Origin of the sequence: Sphingobium sp. 15-1 (assembly GCF_013375535.1) — a bacterium.
Classification (GTDB): Bacteria; Pseudomonadota; Alphaproteobacteria; order Sphingomonadales; family Sphingomonadaceae; genus Sphingobium; species Sphingobium aromaticivastans.
Genome location: NZ_JABXJG010000003.1, coordinates 225,593 through 245,318 on the forward strand (window position 1 = coordinate 225,593; position 19,726 = coordinate 245,318).

At 59.5% G+C, this 19,726-nt stretch carries 16 protein-coding genes and 1 pseudogene; 13 read left to right on the top strand and 4 right to left on the bottom strand.

Annotated elements, in window-relative coordinates:
- The first annotated feature begins 13 nt into the window (after positions 1-13).
- The 5 genes from HUK72_RS24065 to HUK72_RS24085 all read left to right on the top strand — a co-directional run bounded on the left by HUK72_RS24065 (position 14) and on the right by HUK72_RS24085 (position 4,010).
- On the top strand, positions 14-1,096 hold the full coding sequence (locus HUK72_RS24065; RefSeq protein ID WP_176595971.1) for an IS630 family transposase: 1,083 nt from the start codon (positions 14-16) through the stop codon (positions 1,094-1,096).
- Between the two features lie 64 nt (positions 1,097-1,160).
- Positions 1,161-2,423, top strand: a complete 1,263-nt coding sequence (gene istA, locus HUK72_RS24070) for an IS21 family transposase (RefSeq protein ID WP_176599080.1) — start codon at positions 1,161-1,163, stop codon at positions 2,421-2,423.
- Positions 2,420-3,280 carry an IS21-like element helper ATPase IstB gene (gene istB / locus HUK72_RS24075; RefSeq protein WP_176599081.1) on the top strand — a complete coding sequence of 287 codons (861 nt, stop codon included), beginning with the start codon at positions 2,420-2,422 and terminating at the stop codon, positions 3,278-3,280. The genes istA and istB overlap by 4 nt, the downstream gene beginning before the upstream one ends.
- Positions 3,281-3,320: 40 nt before the next feature.
- On the top strand, positions 3,321-3,473 hold the full coding sequence (locus tag HUK72_RS24080) for a hypothetical protein (protein ID WP_176599082.1): 153 nt from the start codon (positions 3,321-3,323) through the stop codon (positions 3,471-3,473).
- 264 nt (positions 3,474-3,737) lie between these two features.
- Positions 3,738-4,010, top strand: coding sequence for an ATP-binding protein (locus HUK72_RS24085; RefSeq protein WP_218036268.1), 273 nt, complete (start codon positions 3,738-3,740; stop codon positions 4,008-4,010).
- Between the two features lie 49 nt (positions 4,011-4,059).
- Here HUK72_RS24085 and HUK72_RS24090 read toward each other — a convergent pair whose 3' ends face one another.
- Positions 4,060-4,527: a hypothetical protein gene (locus HUK72_RS24090; protein ID WP_176599083.1), complete on the bottom strand. Its 468-nt coding sequence runs from the start codon at positions 4,525-4,527 to the stop codon at positions 4,060-4,062.
- Between HUK72_RS24090 and HUK72_RS24095 the strand changes: the two are divergent.
- The 6 genes and pseudogenes from HUK72_RS24095 to HUK72_RS24120 all read left to right on the top strand — a co-directional run bounded on the left by HUK72_RS24095 (position 4,526) and on the right by HUK72_RS24120 (position 10,322).
- A pseudogene (locus tag HUK72_RS24095) lies at positions 4,526-4,725 on the top strand (helix-turn-helix transcriptional regulator). The gene HUK72_RS24090 and the pseudogene HUK72_RS24095 sit on opposite strands and share 2 nt — an antisense overlap.
- 537 nt (positions 4,726-5,262) lie before the next feature.
- Positions 5,263-5,550 (top strand): hypothetical protein, encoded by a 288-nt coding sequence (locus tag HUK72_RS24100; RefSeq protein ID WP_218036269.1) that lies wholly within the window; start codon positions 5,263-5,265, stop codon positions 5,548-5,550.
- Between the two features lie 85 nt (positions 5,551-5,635).
- Entirely contained in the window at positions 5,636-6,754 is a 1,119-nt protein-coding gene (locus tag HUK72_RS24105; RefSeq protein ID WP_176599084.1) for a hypothetical protein, read from the top strand.
- A gap of 22 nt (positions 6,755-6,776) precedes the next feature.
- The gene (locus HUK72_RS24110; RefSeq protein ID WP_218036270.1) at positions 6,777-7,814 is read left to right on the top strand and encodes a nucleotidyltransferase family protein; all 1,038 of its coding nucleotides are present in this window, start codon (positions 6,777-6,779) and stop codon (positions 7,812-7,814) included.
- 809 nt (positions 7,815-8,623) lie between these two features.
- A complete protein-coding gene (locus HUK72_RS24115) occupies positions 8,624-9,088 on the top strand; it encodes a hypothetical protein (RefSeq protein WP_176599086.1) in 465 nt (154 codons plus the stop codon).
- 220 nt (positions 9,089-9,308) lie between these two features.
- Positions 9,309-10,322, top strand: a complete 1,014-nt coding sequence (locus HUK72_RS24120) for a hypothetical protein (protein ID WP_176599087.1) — start codon at positions 9,309-9,311, stop codon at positions 10,320-10,322.
- Positions 10,323-10,355: 33 nt separating this feature from the next.
- On the opposite strand, the gene HUK72_RS24125 is transcribed toward HUK72_RS24120, so the two are convergent.
- A complete protein-coding gene (locus HUK72_RS24125) occupies positions 10,356-13,430 on the bottom strand; it encodes an Ig-like domain-containing protein (protein WP_176599088.1) in 3,075 nt (1,024 codons plus the stop codon).
- Between the two features lie 337 nt (positions 13,431-13,767).
- Here HUK72_RS24125 and HUK72_RS24130 point away from each other — a divergent pair, with 337 nt between their 5' ends.
- Both HUK72_RS24130 and HUK72_RS24135 read left to right on the top strand, forming a co-directional pair.
- Positions 13,768-15,336, top strand: coding sequence for a hypothetical protein (locus HUK72_RS24130; protein ID WP_176599089.1), 1,569 nt, complete (start codon positions 13,768-13,770; stop codon positions 15,334-15,336).
- Between the two features lie 92 nt (positions 15,337-15,428).
- On the top strand, positions 15,429-16,544 hold the full coding sequence (locus tag HUK72_RS24135; RefSeq protein ID WP_176599090.1) for an IS630 family transposase: 1,116 nt from the start codon (positions 15,429-15,431) through the stop codon (positions 16,542-16,544).
- 44 nt (positions 16,545-16,588) lie between these two features.
- Here HUK72_RS24135 and HUK72_RS24140 read toward each other — a convergent pair whose 3' ends face one another.
- Both HUK72_RS24140 and HUK72_RS24145 read right to left on the bottom strand, forming a co-directional pair.
- Positions 16,589-17,974 carry an HlyD family type I secretion periplasmic adaptor subunit gene (locus tag HUK72_RS24140; protein WP_255325989.1) on the bottom strand — a complete coding sequence of 462 codons (1,386 nt, stop codon included), beginning with the start codon at positions 17,972-17,974 and terminating at the stop codon, positions 16,589-16,591.
- 4 nt (positions 17,975-17,978) lie between these two features.
- On the bottom strand, positions 17,979-19,724 hold the full coding sequence (locus tag HUK72_RS24145) for a type I secretion system permease/ATPase (protein ID WP_176599091.1): 1,746 nt from the start codon (positions 19,722-19,724) through the stop codon (positions 17,979-17,981).
- Positions 19,725-19,726 lie beyond the last annotated feature (2 nt).

Sequence of the window (19,726 nt, forward strand, 5' to 3'; positions counted from 1 at the left end):
CGAGTCTGAGAGGATGCGCGATGGCATCACTTTCACCCTGTCCGCCGCCGACCGTCAGCGATTGTGCGACATTACAGCGGCCCCGCAGAGCCCGCAGAAGCACGTTTGGCGGGCCCGTATTGTGCTGCTGAGCGGCGATGGTCTGGGTACCTCGGCGATCATGGCCGCGACGGGCAAGTCCAAGACCTGCGTCTGGCGATGGCAGGAACGCTTCATGAACGAAGGCGTCGAGGGTCTGCTTCGCGATAAATCCCGTCCGCCCGGCAAGGCGCCGATCCCGCCCACGCATGTCGCCGAGATCGTCCGCCTGACGCATGAGCCGCCCCCGCACGAGGCGACCCACTGGACGTTGCGCGCCATGGCGAAGGTGGCTGGCGTTGCCGCCTCGACGGTGCAGGCGATCTGGAAGGCGCACGGTCTCAGCCCGCACCGCTGGCGCAGCTTCAAACTGTCGAACGACCCGGCGTTTGCCGAGAAGCTCACCGAAATCGTCGGCCTCTATGTCGATCCGCCGGCTCATGCGGTGGTGCTGTCCGTCGATGAGAAGTCGCAAATCCAGGCGCTCGACCGCACCCAGCCCGGCCTGCCGATGAAGAAGGGCCGCGCAGGCACCATGACCCATGATTACAAGCGGCACGGCACGACCACGCTGTTTGCCGCTCTCAATGTGCTGGACGGAACGGTCATCGGGCAGAACATGCAGCGCCATCGTCATCAGGAGTTCATCCGTTTCCTCAACCGTATCGAGCGCGAAGTGCCGGCGGACAAAGCGATCCACGTGATCCTCGACAACTATGCGACACACAAAAAGGACAAGGTCCAGCAATGGCTCGCCCGCCATCCGCGCTGGACCTTCCATTTCACGCCAACCTCCAGCTCATGGCTCAATGCCGTCGAGGGCTTCTTCGCCAAGCTGACCCGACGCCGGCTCAAACACGGGGTCTTCCATTCCCTCGTCGATCTCCAGGCCGCCATCAATCGCTTCATCCGCGAATACAACGCCGCAAACCCCAAACCCTTCATCTGGAAAGCCAATCCCGACGACATCATCGCAGCCCGAAACCGAGGGTTCCAAACGTTGGAATCAATCCACTAGCCCCGGCAGAATGAGATGGGCCGACATCGTCCTCATCTCCTTTGCAGACTCGGAGACGGGGCCGATGATCCGACTTGGAGAATTGATGATGATCCTCGAGCTACATCGGCAGGGCGTATCGATATCCGCCATTGCCCGACGCACTGGCCGCGACCCCAAGACCATCCGCAAATATATTGAGCGGGGTATCGAGGCCCCGGTTTACGGCCCGCGTATGTTGGGGCGGCCGAATAAGCTGGCGCCCTATCTGGAATTTCTGCGCGAGCGGGTGACAGCCTTTCCCGATCTGACAGCGGCGCGCCTGACGCGGGAAATCCGTGAGCTGGGTTATATGGGCGCCTATACCGCCGTGAAGCGGTTCCTGGCGGCGATCCGACCGGAAAACGGCCCCAAGCCCTTCGAGGTGCGGTTCGAGACGCCGCCTGGTGTGCAGGCGCAGGTCGACTTCGCCCGGTTCGTCGTCGATTTTACCGATGAGCCCGGCGTCAGCCGGATCGTCTGGCTGTTCAGCCTGGTGCTGGGGCATTCGCGCTTCCTGTTTGCACGCTATGTCATGCACCAGGATCTCCAAACCCTGTTGCGCTGTCATATGCAGGCCTTCGAAGCGATCGGCGGCGTCCCGATCGAGATCCTCTACGATCGCATGAAAACCGCCGTGACGGGGGAGGATGATCAGGGCCATATCATCTACAATCGATCATTGCTGGCCCTGGCGCGGCATTACCGCTTCGTACCACGCGCCTGCCGCCCCTATCGGGCCAAGACCAAGGGAAAGGTGGAGCGCCCCTTCAGCTATATCCGCAAGGACTTCTTCCTGGGCCGGAGTTTCCGCAATCTGCAAGATCTCAATGTCCAGCTGATCGACTGGCTCGATACCGTCGCCAACGTCCGTGTCCACGGCACGACGCAGCGGATCATTATCGAAGCCTTTGCCGCCGAGCAGCCTGAGTTGCAAATGCTCCCAGCAGGGCGCTTCGATGCCGTGCTGAAGCTGGAGCGCCGCGTCAGCCACGACGGCATGGTCTCCGTCGGCGGCAATTACTACAGCGTTCCCGATCGCACCCGCCGCGTCGTCGAAATCCAGCAGTTGCCCGACAAGATCCGGATCATCGACCTGGGCAATGTCATTGCCGAGCATCCTGTCCTGGAGGGGCGCCGACAGTACAGGATCGATCCTGCGCATCGAACCGGAGGCAGCGGCGCCAAACGACGTCACCATGGGAAAGAGGATATCGCCATTGGTCGTATCGGCGAGCATGTCGCTGTGCGCTCCCTGGCGATCTATCAAGCGATCGGCAGCCAACTGGCCCGAGGAGAACGGCCATGAGCCATGGGGGTACCGCGTCTCGCGTTGATAATATCCGCCGCAGTCTGGTCCATCTCAAAATGCCGCGCGCCCTGGAAATGCTCGACGCCACCCTGCGCGGGATCGAGCAGGGCAAGATCGATGGCGTTGAGGCGATCGACATTTTGCTGAACGAAGAACTGTCGCTGCGGGAGAACCGCAGGATCAAGGCGGCCCTGCGCATGGCCAGGCTGCCGATCATCAAGACGCTGGACGGATATGACTTCTCCTTCCAGCCATCGCTCGACCGCAACCGGATCCTGGCGCTGGCCGGCCTCGACTTCATCAACCGGGCCGAGGTCGTGCATCTGCTGGGACCGCCGGGCACCGGGAAAAGCCACATCGCGACCGCCCTCGCAGTCGAAGCCGTGAAGGCAGGCAAGAGCGTCTACTTCATCCCGCTTGCCGATCTGATCGCTGCGCTGGCCAAGGCTGAACGCGAGGGCACGTTGCGCGAAAGGATCCGCTTCCTGTGCCGCTCCTCCCTGCTCGTCGTCGACGAGATCGGATATCTCCCTGTCACGCCGGGCGGCGGCAACCTGTTCTTCCAGCTCGTCAACGCCCGATACGAAAAGGGTGCCATGATCCTTACATCCAACCGCGGCTTTGCCGAATGGGGCGAGGTCTTTGGCGATCCTGTAGTGGCGACCGCCTTGTTGGACCGCCTCCTTCACCATGCTGTAGTCGTCCAGATCGAGGGTTCCAGCTATCGCATGCGACAGCACGCCGACTTGCTGCCTGAGCATGCCCGCGCTGCTCCGTCCATCAATCCGCCGCCCTTGCCGAAACGGCGCGGTCGCCCACCAGCAAAGGAAAAGCTTGATCTTCATCACGGCTGATCACCGGCAAAAACCGTCCCGCCAAACTAGGGAATTTTAGATGCCCACTTTTGCGGAAACTTCGGTGCCCGTTGACAGCGACCGCCTGCAAGGCCTCGCGAAGGGCTTCGCACACGGTAACCAGATGCTCTCGTGTCCGTTCCGGCTTGGGCAGGATTTGCATTTCGACGGCAAGGAGCGCCTGATCGGCTAGCCGCCGGTGAACCCGCGCTCGTCACGAAGCCGATCAAACACCCGTTTGGCCGTATGGCGCTGCTTGCGCGGCACCTTCAATCGTCGCCGCACTCATTGTCCTCAGCTTTGTCTTCACCTCCAAGTCCAGGTTCAGATGCCCATGGCGCTCCATGGCCTCCAGGAGAATGGGGATGAGTGGTCGGAGCCGTTTGCCGCACAACCGATCAGACGATTCCCATAAGATGATCAGGGCCATGCGGACCGCTTCGTCATATACGCCAAGATGCTGCGCGCGCTGTCGCGCGCATCTTTGCTCATTATAGATGACTGGGGCCCTGAAGCCCTCAACGCCGACCGCCGCCAAATCGTCGAGGACCGCTATGATCGCGGCTCTATCCTCATCACGAGCCAAATCCCCGTGGACCGCTGGTATGAAATAATTGGAAATCCCACTCTGGCCGATGCCATCTTGGATCGCGTCGTTCACAACGCATACCGCATCGATCTGACCGGCGAGAGCCTCCGCAAAAGGCGTGCCGCCTCATTCGACACTTGACCAAATAAGACAGATCAGGACATCAACAAACAAGATCCACACGAGCCACTCAAATGGCCGACATCAGATCGGAATGGTGGCCGGCTTCGTCGGAATACGCACCCAAACAGGCGCGGAAATGCCCAAAGCGGCACTTCAGTGCCTCATCCTTGCGAGGCGGGATCGTTTGACGCAGGCTGATCACTGGCGGGCAGACCTTCACGATTTGAAGGAATTGCCATGAACGAATCGACCTGAACCATTTGCCCGGTCGCTCGAATCGCGACCTCGGGAAACGTTGAGCGCTGTGTCCTTGGGACGCGGTGGGAAAAAATCTGCGTCGGCCGCAGGGCGCGGTTGGTCTTACGCCGATTTCCACCCTGTTCCGCCAAGGACCGCCGAAGCCCGCCAGCGTTTGCCGTCCTGTACCCCAGGGATCCCAATTGATCCGTTCAGCCCTCTTGCCGGGAGAACGGAGCCGTTCAATGCTGATCTTTGGGAGCGTGTGCAGCAACATGAATTGAAAGAACTGCCCCATGAACAATCCTGATCGTATCATTCGTATGAAGACCGTTCTGGCCCGCACCGTTCCACCCTCTATCGCAAGATCGCGGAGGGGACATTCCCCAGGCAGATACTGATCAGCGTCCACGGCGCTGGCTGGCACGAATCTGTCGTCAATCGCTGGATCGCCAATCCGGTCGCCTACCGGGAGGAGGGCTGTACCTCGGGATGATTGGTCTGAAATCTCGACAACTCGCACGCGTCCGACGGACGATCGCCGATCCGCGTCGCATCGCCGCGGCTACCGCCGTCGTAAATTTCCGCCAATGCCAGGAGCCGACATTCCTGGTTCGCACTGTTCGTCGTCCGCGCCAGTGGCCTTAATTCGCTGCGTTGGAAATCCGCCGTGTGATTCAGCATCACTGGAAATTTATCACAATATATAACTAAAGACATGCATCGATTATATCTTTAAGGATGAGTAATTTTGCGAATTAATAAACAGAAAAGTTCAACTGAAATCGAATTCAAGTTGGCAGAATCACTTTTTTGGTTCAGAATAGGGAGCATAGCGTATGTGGGTTTTTTATTACCTAGATGGCTATTAGGTTAGCATCGCTTAGAAAAATTTCATTAAAAATGCATGCCTGTGATGGGAATGGTTGTTAATAACAAAAGTCGGAGTCGCACTCTGGCGAGAGTGCCTAATAAATAGGCGCGATGGCCAAAATTTCACCGGCGTATGTGCGCCCAGTGGAGAGGAAGTGCCATGGTAGAACCTCTGGAAAAACTGTCCTCTGGTGAGGATGATCGTCGGGACTTTCTGAAATCTTGTGGACGTTTCGCACTGACAGTGCCGCCCGCGATGACTATTCTTTTGTCCACGTCGCTCAGTTCGCCAGCGATCGCCAAATCGACAGGTGGCCGGATCAAGGGCAATAACGGGGTCGGCAATGGCCTTGATCCACAGCCCCCAGGCAATCCGCCGATCAATGATGGGCTGGGCAGTGGGCCTGGCCATCCGGGCAACCGCGACGGAGCGCACAAAAAACCGTAGCGGGGCGCGCGGGGGGATGATCAACGGACAGGACATAGGCTTGCCCTCCTCGCCCGTCATGCCGGTTTGGAATGAAGCGCCGTCCATGGCGGACGATCTGGCTGTGTGCCTTTGCCTGGCTGACGACGCGGCGCTTGTTTCGATCGGCGGACGCGTGGCTGCCTTTTCTGGCAAGAGGCAGAGGCTCTTCGAGTTCAACGAGACCGCTGTCTGGCTCGCGCGCCGGCTCGAAGCAGGGACGCGCTGGCCAGCGCTGCGCGACAAGCTCGTCGATCAAGGCCTACCTCCCGTGATCGCTGGAACCTATGCGCGGGATTCGCTGCTGATGTGGTCGCGAGAAGGAATCGTCGCCGCGACACTCGTCGCGGCACCTGGGCAGGAGGCGGCGCGTCAGACCATAGAGATTGCGGGTCTCCGCCGCACGCTCTGCTACGGCACTCATGCGCTGATGGAGCGGATAGCACCGGTTTTCGCACATCTGGAGACCGGGGATGACAGAGGATCGACGTGCTACGATATCGTCGACGGATGCGACCTCGTCTTTATCGGCAGGCGTGGTCAGCCCATGCTGATCGTCACCCCGTTGCAAGCCGCGCCTTCGCTCAAGGGCCTACTGATAGAGGAAATCCTCAACGTGCCAAGCGTGTCCGTCGCGCTTCATACTGCTTGCCTGATACGCGACGGCGGGGCGTTGCTGCTCGCCGGATCGCCGGGCGCGGGCAAGAGTACAATAACGGTGGCTCTGATGGCGGCGGGCTTTGGTTATGGAGGCGACGACATTGCGCTCGTCGACCATGCTGGGCGCGTACAGGGCCTGCGTTTCGCGCCAGCGATCAAGACCGGAGCATGGCGGCTGATCACGGATCTCCGCGACGATCTGGCATGTGCGCGCGTGCACCACCGGCTCGACGGCAAGCGTATTCGCTTCCTCTCACCGGGGCGCGGCTGCGACGGTGCGTTGCCCGTGCGCTGGATTATATCATTGCAGCGGCGCAAGAGCGCGCCGGCAATGCTCGTTCGCGAGGATCCTGCGGATGCGCTCGCGGCACTGATCCGTGAGGCTTATTCGAGCCGGGGAGGGGCCTCTGCAGCGGATATCCGAATGCTGGTCGACCTCGTTTCAGGCGCGGAGTGCCACACGCTCGTCTATTCCGAACTCGATGAAGCAGTGCGGACGCTCGCCGGACTCCGCGGTGATGCATAGCGGTGTGCCATTCGCGCAACTCATGGCGTGCCTGGACGGCCGTCCGCCAGTGAATGTTGACTGGGCCGGGGTCATCGCCGCTGCGAACCAAACACTGACCACGGGGACGCTCGCTCAGCGCCAGCGGATCAGCGGATCGATCGCGCTTCCAGAGGATGTCAGAAGCTTCCTCGCAGCGGTCCAGGCACGTGCACTCGAGCGCGACCGGCGTATGCGCGACCAACTCGCCGAGGCAGTCACCTGCCTCAATCGCGTGGATATCATGCCGATGCTCATCAAGGGCGCTGCGCTCCTCGCCATGCCCGGCGTCGACTCGCGAGGCCGACTACTTTCGGATCTGGATCTCATAGTGCCAGCTTCGGCTTTGGCTTATGCGGGCGAAGCGCTAGTTACGATTGGTTATGTCCAGCAGACTGGGTCGAGCGATCCAACGGTGGCCCATATATTTGCACGTTCGTGCGATGCTGGGACGATCGACCTGCACTGCCGCCTCAAAACATCGCGTCCGCGCTTCGACTTCGCGCGGCTTGCCGCGAACTGCGTCCGCGTTGGCGTTGGCTCGGGTGAGGCTTTGCTGCCCTCGCCAACCGCCCAAGCGCTGATACTGATCCTCCATGATCAACTTAAGGACCGCGATTATTGGCGGGGGCTTGTCGATTTGCGGCACGTACTCGACATCGTTGCACTTGCCCGGACGCCCGAGGGCATCGACTGGGACTTGCTTAGCTCATGGTTCCCTGAGCGCCAGCCACAGACGGCGCTCCGGACCCAGCTTGTAACGATCGAGGCGCTGCTAGGTATCGGGGTGCCGCCCCGGCTGATCAGGGGCTGGTGGCCGCGTCTGCAGCATCGGCGCAGGATGGTGCAGGCGAACTGGTCTGTGCTTGGACCCGTATTCACTTTGCTCACGCTTGCCCTCGATCCGCCACGATACTGCTGGGAGGCTGCGGACGGAAATGCACATGCCCTGCGGGGATGGGGGCTGGGACCTGGCATCTTTACGCGCGCCTTCTCGGGGCTGCAGCGAATTCATCGGCGCAAGGCACCGGGCAAGCTCTAGGCGGCACCTTTATGGTCCGACCACTTTGGAGGAGGCAACGGGCTATAGCTGCCGTTGCCGGATGCGATGGGATTTTGCCTTTCCGGGTAACGATCGAGCATGAAATTACTTTGCCTTGATGTAGCGGCTCCAAATATATGCCACTGAAAGACATAGAAGCGTGCTCAGATATACCGGCAGCCAGACGATCGTCAGCAGCCTATCGAAAATCGTGACTGTGACCATGTCTCTCGACTTTGACTGCAGGTGCCAGAACCAAGGTATGCAAACGATCCACAGGAGCATTATGGCTGCCAATAGCAAAGGAAGCATAAATCCGTCTATCTGGTTCACTGGAGACCTCGTCGGTTCAGTGGGCTGCTAAAAGATATTGGGTTGATCGCCCCGAAAACTGAGCCGGGCTCTTCAACGAGAAGTTTCCCGTCTGACAATTATGTTTCGAATGTCATAGACGGGTCAAGACGGGTTTCCTCCTTCCGGTTTCGGCCGGTCGGGCCAAGCAGATTTGGACTGGAAGCTATCGTTGCCAGTCTGAGTTTCCGTTCTAGAGCTCGCTGCGTTGGATCAGGCGCAGATCGCGCGCTCCAACTTTTATTGTCGCATCATTTTAAGCGGAAATCCAGTTCCCACTTTTCCGCACGATGCTCTAAACCCTAATAGTCGTTTTCGCTAAGTTGCTGGACTGAAAAGCCATTGATCGTCTTGACCTTGGCTAATCTTAATATCTAGATCATCGCTTCTGACACCTCAATTTGGTAGAATATAAGTGGACCCAGCCACACGATTCTCTGCCAATGCGGGGATGGAAAATGGTAAGTGCGGACGCGCCTCGTCTACGAGCAGATGACCAGTCCTGGCGGATTGCTTGCGAGCGCGAGCCGGTAATCCGCGCGCTATCCGAGCTGCCGACGCTCAATCGAGCAGCGGTCATGGAGGCTTCCAACCGATTGGGCATCAGTCGCGCTTGGGTATTCAAGCTGGTGACCCGCTATCGAGCAGATCCGGTCACCAGTTCGCTACTGGGCAGGCCCACCGGATTTCCCAAGGGCCGCCATCGGCTAAACCCCGATGTGGAAGCGGTGGTCACGTCAGAAATCGAGCAGTTCTTTTTGACACGCCCGAAGGCGAAATTTTCCCAGCTCACACGCAGGATAAAACTGGCCTGCGCGGACCAAGGGCTTGCCCCGCCTGCATTTCAAACAATCCGGAGCCGCGTGGGTGAAATGAAGCGTGATCGCGTCGCTGCCCGCGAAGGAAAGAAAGCTGCAAATTGATCGGTAGGATCCCGTAACGCGCGCCCCCATCCCAGATTGCTACTGGTCAAAAAGTTTCGACGGGCGCATGATGCGGCTTGATCGACCGCTTTGGGAAAAGGGGGCGTTTGTGCGGTCAAAGCCCATTTTTCGGTTCGGAAAAGGCCGCCTCCTCTGCGCGTTGGCTACGTTGGCGGCTGGTGGAGCAACGACCGCGTTGCTTCCTGCTTCGATGCGCAAAATGTCCGGCTATCGCGATGACACGCACGGTGCTCTCCAATCAGCACGTCGGATCGTCAGTCTTCGTGGTGAACAACCACTTGAGCGGTTGAAATTCATGCCGCCGGCTGGAGTGAGCGGCGCGGCTCTCGATGCCCGGCGCGCCAGCTTCATGGTCGCCAATAGTCGCAATCCGAAGCCAACCGCTGACCAGGATTGTAACCATGGAAACTTGCCGCTCAACAAATATCCCCTGCTGATAGAGCAGCAAGACCGGACCGCTATCGTAGGCGGCCTGTTTCTTAGTCGCGTGCCGCAATCGGCGGAATGGCGGGCCACCTACTGCAACAGCTCGGTGATCACGTTCGAGGGAGCGCCCAACGGCGTCGTCGATGGAGTACGGATTACCGGCGCGTGGGATGCGATCCGCATGGGCCGCGGCTCCCCCGGACTATTGATCGACAACAGTTGGATCAGCGATGCACGCGACGATGCGGTCGAGAACGACTTTCTCCAGGCTGGGACGGTCCGCGATACTCTGATCGATGGCGCGTTCCAGGGCATCAGCGTCAAGCCGCGAAAAGACAGTGCCATGGGTGATGCGAGCAACCAGACGGTGACGCTTTCAGGAGTCCTGCTTCGCCTGCAGGAATATTCCTACAAGGAGGGACGCCGGTTTGGCGCGTTGACGAAGAGCGATCAGCGCGCTCCGCGGTTCCGGGTGGTCAATTCGGTTGTCGCGGTGGATTATGCCGGTGGCACTTCCTACCCGCAATTCTGGTCGACCAGTTGGTCGAAGCTGACAGAATCGTCCAATAACCTGTTCCTGTGGCTTTCGGACGCGCCAATCCCCGATTTCGTTCCACTCCCGCCGTCCAGCTTCCACCTGCTCAAAGGGCAGGCCGCGAGAGACGCCTGGACCCGCGCGAAGAACAACTGGATCAATTGCCATCCGAAGCTTACCCGGTTGCCAACCGATCCGCGCTCGAACCCCGATGCATGCGTTCCGAACAGTTGGGGCGGCTTTACAAACTGATGGCTGCCGAATGCTGGCTGAGCCTCGCCTGATTTACCAATTGAAAAACCAGTCATTGCCCAGGTGGATTTCGTACAATCGGCCGTCATTCTGTTGGTCGGAACCATAGTCGGACACATACAGGCTTAAGGCGTTGCCATCGTTCGGATCGCTGCTGGGCGCCAGTTCCATGCCCTTGATCTTGGCGGTCGGGCTATAGGAAGACAGCACGTCTATGGTCCCCAGTATGTTGGCTTGCGGATCGATGGCCCAGATCTTGGATGAGGCTCCCGAGGCGACAAAATATACATCATGCGTGGGATCATAGGCGAGCGCCTCCGCATCCTTCATCACGGATGGGAGAGAAACCGAGTTCACGAACACACCTTGGTCGGTAAGTTCGATCATCTGCTTCAATACGCCGTCGAGCATATGGATATGCCCTGTCACTGGATCGACCTTCAGGTCCTCCGTGTCGAGAAGGCCGAGATAGCCAGTATCGAAGGAGCCGAGCTTGACTGACGGATTCGCAGGCGAGACCCAGAACACCTCCTGTTGGTCGTCGTCCGGGATGTACAGATAACCGTTGTTCGAGTTGTAAGCGAGGCCGGTAGGCTCCTTTGAGAAGGAAGTGAGGCTGTAGTTGCCGACGTAAGACCCGTCGAGTTGCAGGGAGAACAGGTTGATGTTGCTGTTAAACGGGCTCTCGTCATGTTCGGAGTCCGCTATCAGGAGCTTGCCCAGGCTTGGAATATAGGCAATCCCTGATGGATCGCTTATCCCGTAACCAGGGCCTCCATTATATTGGGTAGCGTCTGAAATATTATGTACGGAGACTACGCTTGCATTGATGGCCGGCATGGGCGGAACAGTGACATCGTCATCGGTGATCTTGCCAGTGGCGACGGCCTTGTCGATCGTGGCGTTGGTCGCAGAGTTGATCTGGACCTTGAAGGATTCCAGCCGTTCGGCGGCGGCATCGTTCAATAGGCTGACATCGAACGTCTTGGTCAATTCCCCCGGCGAGAAGGTTATGGAACTGGTTGCGGCAATATAGTCGGCCCCCGACTTCGCCGTGAAATCGCTGGTGCCGAGGTTGATCGTGATATCCTGTGTCGAAGCCTGGCTGAGGGACAGGCTGAACGTGATTGTGCCGTCATTCTCGTGCGCCGTAGCGACTGTCCCGATCGAAACTGCCGGCAGGGCTGGGGGAGGAACCCCGGCCAGCGTGTAGGTTACGGACAGCACCGGCTTTACGGCGCCTTGCGCCGAATTGAAGTCCCAACTGTCGATGTTCGTCGGCTTGAATACCCAGCCGAAGTTCGCCGCGTTCTGCCCGGCGGAAGTCGAAGCCGAATCATTCCAGGCGGCGAGGCTTTCCGTCACGTTGAATGCATGGCTGCCCTTCGAAATCGATCCGACGTTGATGGCGCCGGTCGACGTCGCCTCGATCCCATTGATCTGCACGCCGCTGCCCAGGCTGTTCCAGGTCGATGCGGAATTCCAACCCACCAGCATGCGGTTGATCGAACCGCCGGAGGCGGACCCGTCAGTGACCTCCAGGGTGAGAGACGCCGAGATGATCGTCGCGCCAAGCGGAATCTGCCCCGGCCCGGATCCGAACACATTGCCGAACTTCAGAAGCGGCTGCGATTCCTTTCCCGATTCCAGGATCGATCGGAAAAAAGGCGCGTCGGCGAAGGGGATAGATGACCTGTTCTGCCTCAGCATCGTATCGATGGCATCGCTGTATCCGTTGGCGCCTTGGCTGAAGGTGACGCTGACAGCGGTGGGACCGCCTGACTGATTAGGAGCGATGGTAACATTCACATTCCCCTGATCAAAGCCGCCGAAACCGTCCGAAACGGTGTAGGTGAACGCGTCGGTGCCGGTATAGCCCGCCGTGGGTGTGTAAAGGACCTTCCCGTTCTGGACTTGAACGGTTCCGTGACCGGCGCTGCCCAGGGCCGAAATGGACAAGGGATCGCCATCGATGTCCGTATCGTTCGCCAGGACGTCGATCAGGACCGGCGTGTCTGCATAGGTGCCCGCACTATCGGTGTGGGCGACAGGCGGCCCGTCGTTGACCGAAGCGATGGCGATTGTGACCGTGGCTGGGGCGGAGGTCAGGCTCCCATCGCTGGCGGTGAATTTGAAGGAAGCCGTGCCGTTGAAGTTGGCGGCGGGGGTGAAGCTGTAATTGCCGGTCGTCGCATCGACCGTCACCGATCCGCCGACCGCGGAATTCGCCACAAGCTTATAAGTCAGCGTGCTGCTGTCGACGTCGGTGGCCGTTACCTGGCCGGTGACAGGCGGACCATCTTCAGTGCCCGAAGCGTTGGAGGCCTGAGCGACCGGCGCGTCGTTGACGTCGGTGACGGTGATGGAGGCCGTCGCGGTGCCGGTGGAGAAGGCGGTCTGGCCGCCATTGGTTGACGCATCGACCTTGGCGCCTGCCGATCCGCTCGTCTGGTCCCAGGCATGATAGGTGAAGTTCGCCGTCGTACCGTTGGAGCCATTCGGGACAAAGCGGATATAGTCCGATGAGCGCAGAAGTAGCGCGGAGCCATCGTTGACCGTGCCTATGTTGGACCAGGTCGCGCGGCTATCGGTCGAATATTGCCACTGGCCATTGCCGGATGCGAGGTCCGTGATCGCAATCCCTCGCAGGGCACTGGAATCGATATCGGTCGAACTCAGAAACGACGATACCGAATGGCCGCTATTGGTGACCTGATCTTCGGTGATCGTGTTCAAGGTTACGGGAGTTGAAGACAGTACAGGTGCATCGTTGACGCCCGTCACGGTGAATTTCAGAGTGGTGGTGCCGGAACCGGTGCTGCCTATGGCAGCGTAGGTAAAGGTATCGCTGGCGGTCGAGCCTGCCTTGAGTCGCTCCGCAGCGTCGGTCGATGCGGTGTAGGAATAGCTGCCGTCGGGCATGATGGTGAGGAATCCGTAGATGCCCTGAATTGTAATGCCTCCGACCGGAACTGTCTCAAAAATGCCGCTGCCGGCCTTGATCTGCGTCACCTGATCGGCAAGGCTATCATTCAGAAGAACATTACCGGCAGTGCCGCTGTTCTCACGGACGGTATTGGTGTCGGACCGTAATTTGAAGGTCGCCATGGTATCGCTCCGTCCCTTTCGGGTAATCGGACTGACGGGGAATCTTGTGGCCTTGGAGCCGTTGGAAAACCAGATTCCGGGCTGTGGCCGGTCAAGTCAAATTAACCATGGGTGTAGACCGTTTTAGAGAATCGCGCAGAAAAGCGGGCGCCGATTTTCTACAAAAATGATCCAATAACAAATAATTATATCGCGACCCCTGCGTCAGATCTAACGCAGTGCGTTCTAGACCTCCAAGCCGCGTGATCAGGGCTGGTACAGCATCGTTCATGGAGTAAGATGCAAGTCGATCACGACACTTGCTTTTTACGCGGAGAGGCATGGGAGGGCTGATGCGGTGGGGCACAAAGGTTATTCCTCCAGCGATCGTGCGCCAGCCGAAAATCTGGTCGCTCATGGCGCAACCCTTCTATTGGCGCCGACGACCGGCAGGGACGGAACCGATCTGCAACCCAGTTCGATCGGGCTGATGCTGTTCGCCGCATTGGAGCGTGACGGCATCCGTTACTGCCATTGGAAGAGCAATATACGACTGGACAAGACGCTGTGCGGGCGGGAGGACATCGACCTTCTGGTTCATCCTTCCGATGCGGATGCCTTTCAGCGCGTCATTAACGAGTGCGGGTTCAAGCTTGCCGTTTCCCGCATGGGCGCTGGACATGCCGGCGTTTTTCATGCCTTGGCCTGGGACCCGGACGCCGGCCGCCTGCTGGATCTGCACGCCTATCATCAACTGGTGAGCGGCGACAGCTTCGTGAAGTCATTCAGATTTCCGGTCGAGGAAGAGCTCCTCGCACGGACCTCCTCCCTGATGGATGTACGAATCCCTGATCCCACGTCGGAACTGGTGCTGTTTCTACTCAGGATGTTGCTGAAGCACATCAGCATCGTCGAAATCCTCAAGGTGAATGCTCATTATGACGAGTGTCGGGAAGAGCTTTCCTGGCTCCTTCAAAGGAGCGACGTGAACGAGGCGGCTGCTCTCTGCGAGGACTGGTTCCCATCGGTTCGGATTCCCGTGCGGCAAATGATAGATTGCATCGCAAAGGGTACGGTGCCTATGCGAGTGGCAATGGGAATGCGCGTGGCCTGGGCGCTGCGACATCACAGACGGCTCGGCCATGTCGCTGCCGGATTTTCGCGCATCATGCGCGTCGGCAAGCACTTCGGCATGCGCGTGCGTTCCAGACGCAATCTGTCGCTGCTGACGGGGGGGGCGTGGATCGCGCTGGTCGGCCCAAAAGGGACGGGGAAATCCACGCTGGCAAAACTCGTGGCTGAGAAGCTGGGGAAAAATCTCGACGTGAAGACGATTCACCTCGGCAAGCCACCGGCGAGTTGGCTGTCTTTTCTGCCCAGATTGTTCGTGCCCACTGTTCGGAAGGCGTTGCCGGATGAACGCCTTAGCGAGTATGAAAAGCCGGAACGACGTGCCGAACGACGATATTCTACCGTTTTTGTCATTGGCAAGTTGCTCGTCGCCCATGATCGCCGGCGACTTCTGACCCGCAGCATGCGGGAGATGTCATCGGGAACGATCGTGATTTCGGATCGGTGCCCGGCAACCAATGCAACGGGTCTGGATGGCAGCGCTTTCGACGATCTTGCAATCACCCAAGCGCGTTCGCCGTTTCAACGCTGGCTGATGGAGCAGGAACGTTCAATCTATCGACGTCTCCCTAAGCCCAGACTCGTCCTTAAACTGAGTGTGCCGATCGCGACGGCGCTCAAGCGGGATCTCGCACGATGCAAGCCCGGGGGACCAGATCCCGATGCCGTCCTGCGCCGGTGGACACTCGAAAGCGAAGCCGAGTTCGCAAAATCTATCGTTTGCCCGATCGACACCGACGGTGAACTCGAGGAAACCGTGCGGAAAGCAGCTACGCGCGTGTGGCAATCGATCTGACAGAATATCGAACTGCTATCCTCGTCTCAGAATTTCTACACCTATCGCCATAGATGATTCCTACAGGTGTAAAAGCGATTGGGAGTTGGAGGATGTCGAGGACAAAGCAGGTCTTGATCGAATTATCGCGCGACGAAAGGGAAGCACTTGAACGGCTGGTGCGGCGTCAGAGCATCGCTCGGCGCGATGCGCAACGCGCAGAAATCGTGCTGAGGGCTGCCGGTGGCGCGAACAATTGCGAAATTGCCGCAGCCCTTGGCGTCACGCGTAAGACGGTTCGGGCATGGCGCACGCGCTTTGTCGAACAACGCTTGGATGGCCTTTCGGACGAGCCACGTTGCGGCGCGCACCGCATTGACGATGATCGGATCGCGGCGATCATCGCAAAGATGCTCGAAGACACGCCAATCAACGCTACGCAGAGGAACATTCGCGAAATTGCTAAGGCTGTGGGCGTTTCCACTTCCTCCGTATATCGCATTTGGCGAGCGTTTTCGCCCCAGCCCCATCCGGCAAAAACGTTCAACTTGTCCAGCGACCCGCAATTCATCGAGAAGGTGCGCGACATTGTCGGCCTCTATCTCGATCCGCCTGACAAGGCGCTGGCGATCTGCGTCGATGAAAGGGGCCAAATTCAGGCTCTCGATCATAAACAACCGATGTTACCCATTCGGCCGGGACAAATTGCACGGCACACCCGCGATTATGAACGTCGGGAAACGGCGACGCTGTTCGCCGGCTTCAAAGCCTCGGTAAGAGTCCAGGCGATGGACCGTCCCGACGAAGTGAGGGATATTTGCGGCTCTCGCGATCAATCGAGCGATTTTCTCGACTTTCTCGAAGATGTCGAACGCAATGTTCCGACCGATTTTGATATCTATGTCGTTATGGATAATATTGTAAGTCAAAAGACAAAATTGATTGGGAACCAGTTTGCCAAACGGTCGCGCTGGCATATGCGCTTCACGCCGAAATCATCACCATGGATCAAAAATGTCGAGCGCTTCTTCGACTTATTGTACGAAAAACAGATCAAACGCGGTGATCATAGGTCGATGAAGGACTTGATTGAGGTCATCGAAATCTTCATCGATAACCATAACACCAATCCCAAACCGCTGCGCTGGGCCAAATCTGCCAATGCTATCCTCGGATCCGTCGGACGTTTCCATCGCCATCCTCGCGATGCTCGGCCCAAAGGTGGATAGACCCTTACGAAGCAGCCACTATCTAGCCCCCGAGCTATCTCCAATCAATGCTCCTTGAACGAGCGTTCGATAGCACCCATGAGCGGTTCGAACGCGTATTGCAGCGCGGTGCGCTTGCGCAGCGGTATTTCGATGCTGACCGGTATTCCGGCTTTGAGAGCGCCGGGTCCGCGGAGTTCCTCTATCTTATGGAGTTCGGATAGCGGTATCTGCACCGAAGCCGTGTAGTAGGCCTCGCCCGTCCGCTGCTCCGTGAATGCATCCGCGGATATGCGTGTGACGCTGCCTTCCAGCGCCGGAAGCGACCGATCATGGAGCGTGTAAAAGCGAACGAAGGCTAGTTGTCCCGCTTCCACGTCGTCGGCGTCGTTGGGCGACACCCGCGCTTCGATGGTCAGCGGCATGCGATCCGGAATGATGTCCATGAGCTTCTCGCCGGCCCCAATCACTCCTCCGGGGGTGAACACAGTCAACCCCACCACCGTTCCCGTAGCGGGCGCTCGGATGTCGGCGCGGTTTAGCTGGTCTCGTGCCGCCTCCCATTTCGGTAGAACGTCAGCCAAGGAGTTATTGACGTCGCGAATTTCCGAGGCGACCCGTTCCTGGTAGCTACTCTTCGCTTGCAGTATCTCCAGTCGGCTCTGCCCGACCTGGCTGCGGCTTGCGGTCGCCGTCGCGCGATCCTGGGCAAGCTGCCCCTGGAGGTCGGCCCTGGCCCGTTCGAGGGCCCGGATCCGGGTCTTCGGCACGAAGCCCTTTTCCGCGAGTCCGCGAAGGCCCGAAAGCTCTTCGTTCAAAAGGTCGATCTGTTCCTGGATGGTCCCGGCGCGCTGGTTGTAGCCACGGCCCTGGCTGGTCGCCTGGCTTGCTTGTTCGCCAAGCACGCGCTGCTGGGTGGAAAGCACCGCCGAGCGAGTACGGATTTGAGTCGACTGGATGCTCAAGGCGCGATCCGCATCGATCCGGTCCTGACCCTTCAGCCGGGCGAACTCGGGCGGCGGAATGATGGTTGGCGAACCCGCTTCCTCAGCCTGCAGCCTTGCCCGTTGCGCGAGCAGGGAGATGGCCTGGCCTGCAAGTGCGCGCTCCTGCCCGCGGGCTTCCGCCGCGGAAAGGCTGATCAATATATCGCCGCGTTGCACCTTGGCGCCTTCGCGGACATGGATGCTGGCGACGACCCCGCCCGTCGGGTGCTGCACCGACTGGCGTTGTCCGGAGACGACCAGGTGCCCTTGCGCTACTGCGGCTGCATCGAGCGGCGCCACGGCCGTCCAGCCGAGAAACAGCAGGAAGAAAAGGATCAGAAGAGCCAGCCCGACCCGGATGTCAAAGTCCGGGTTCGAGGCACGTCCCGGCTCTGATCCAGGCAGTGCCAATGCTGATCTCCCGGTCGGCAACCAGGGCGGCATGATTCGCTGCAATATATTCATTGGATTATCCATTGGATGCCGTCCGGGGCGCATGCGGTGCGACCTTGCGCATCACCTCGTCGCGCGGACCGATCCAGGCGAGCTGGCCCTCGCGGATGACCATGATCCGGTCGACCACAGGCAGTACGCTCAGCCGATGCGCGGCCACTAGGATCGTTTTTCCCGCAGCCTTGAGCTGCTCCAGCGTGCGGATGAGCTGCGTGTCGCCTTCTGCATCCAGGCTGGCGTTCGGCTCGTCCAATATGATGTAGCGCGGTGACCGGAACAGGGCTCGCGCAAGGGCGATACGTTGCGCCTGGCCGGCCGACAGGCCACGGCCGCCAAGCTGGAGCGGGTGGTCGTATCCGTCGTCCAGCGACAGGATCATCTCGTGCGCACCGGCCAGTTTGGCTGCGGCGATCGCGTCTTTGTCGATGCGATCGGCACTCTCACCATTCCAGGCCCGGAAGCGGGAGATGTTGTCCTTGATCGTTCCGGCAAGAAGCACGGTTTCCTGGGGCATGAAGCCAATGTGCGCCGCCAGTTGCTCCGGGTCCCAGTGCCGTTGGTCGGCACTATCGAATCTGACCTCACCGACCGTCGGGCGTACCGCTCCGGCAAGCGCGCGGACGAGGGTCGACTTGCCCGCGCCGCTGGGACCGACAATGGCGACCACTTCCCCTGGTTCGATGCGGAAATTGATGTTGGCTAGGATCACTTTTTTGTCGGGCGCAGCGACGCCCAGATTGTGAACCTCGAGGCGGCCCTGCGGTTCGGGCAGTTGGGTGCGGACCATCTCTGGCGGCGTGCCGGCGAGGAGTTCGTCGAGCAGGGTGATCGCACCCCGCGCCTGGACGATCGAGCGCCAGCCGTTGACCAACTGGTCGATTGGCGAAAGGGCGCGGCCCACAATGAACATGGACGCAAAGATCGAGCCGGGGCTGATAGAGGCCGTGATCGCCAGCAGAGCGGCCACGCCCAGAGCCAGGGACTGTAGCAGCAGGCGGACGAATTTGGATTCCGCGCCCAGCCGCGCCGACGCGATGCCCGCCTCGGTTTGCAGCGCCAACGCATGCTCCCGGTCGGTGCTCTGGCCATGAATCAGGGCTTCGCGCAATCCGAGCGCGCGGACAATGTCGGATGAGGACACGGCCGTATCATAATTGGCATATGCCCGGGCAGAGGCAATGTTCGCCTGCTGCAGCGGCTCCCGCGTGGCATTTTCGTTGCGCCAGGCAAGAAAGGTGATCAGCGCCGCACCAACGACGGTCAGCACCCCGACCCAGAAGTGGATCAGGAAAGCGAGCAGGACGTAGATCGGGATCCAGGGCGCATCGAGCACACCAAGCATGGCTGGACCGGTCAGCAGGTTGCGCAACTGGTCGAATTCGCGCAGCGCCTGGCGGGCAAGCCGCGGACGAGCTTCCCCCTGTAGGAAGGTGGCCCGCATGATTCGGCCGGCCATATTCTCATTGAGGCACGCACCGGCCCGGACCAGCAGCCGCGACCGGATGGCATCAAGGGCCGCCAGGGTCACCAGCGCAAAAATCAGAACCACGGTCAGGAACAGGAGGGTGATCCGTCCCTTCGTGGGCACGACCCGGTCGTAGACCTGCAGCATGTACAGCATGGGTGCGATGAACAGCAGGTTGGTTCCGGCGCTGAACAAAGCCGCATAGGTGAAATGACGGCGGCAGGAGGACAGGGCCGCCTTGACGGTCAGGCTGTTTCGAAGGGCCTGGGGCAGGATCAGCACAGTAGTTTCCCTCATAT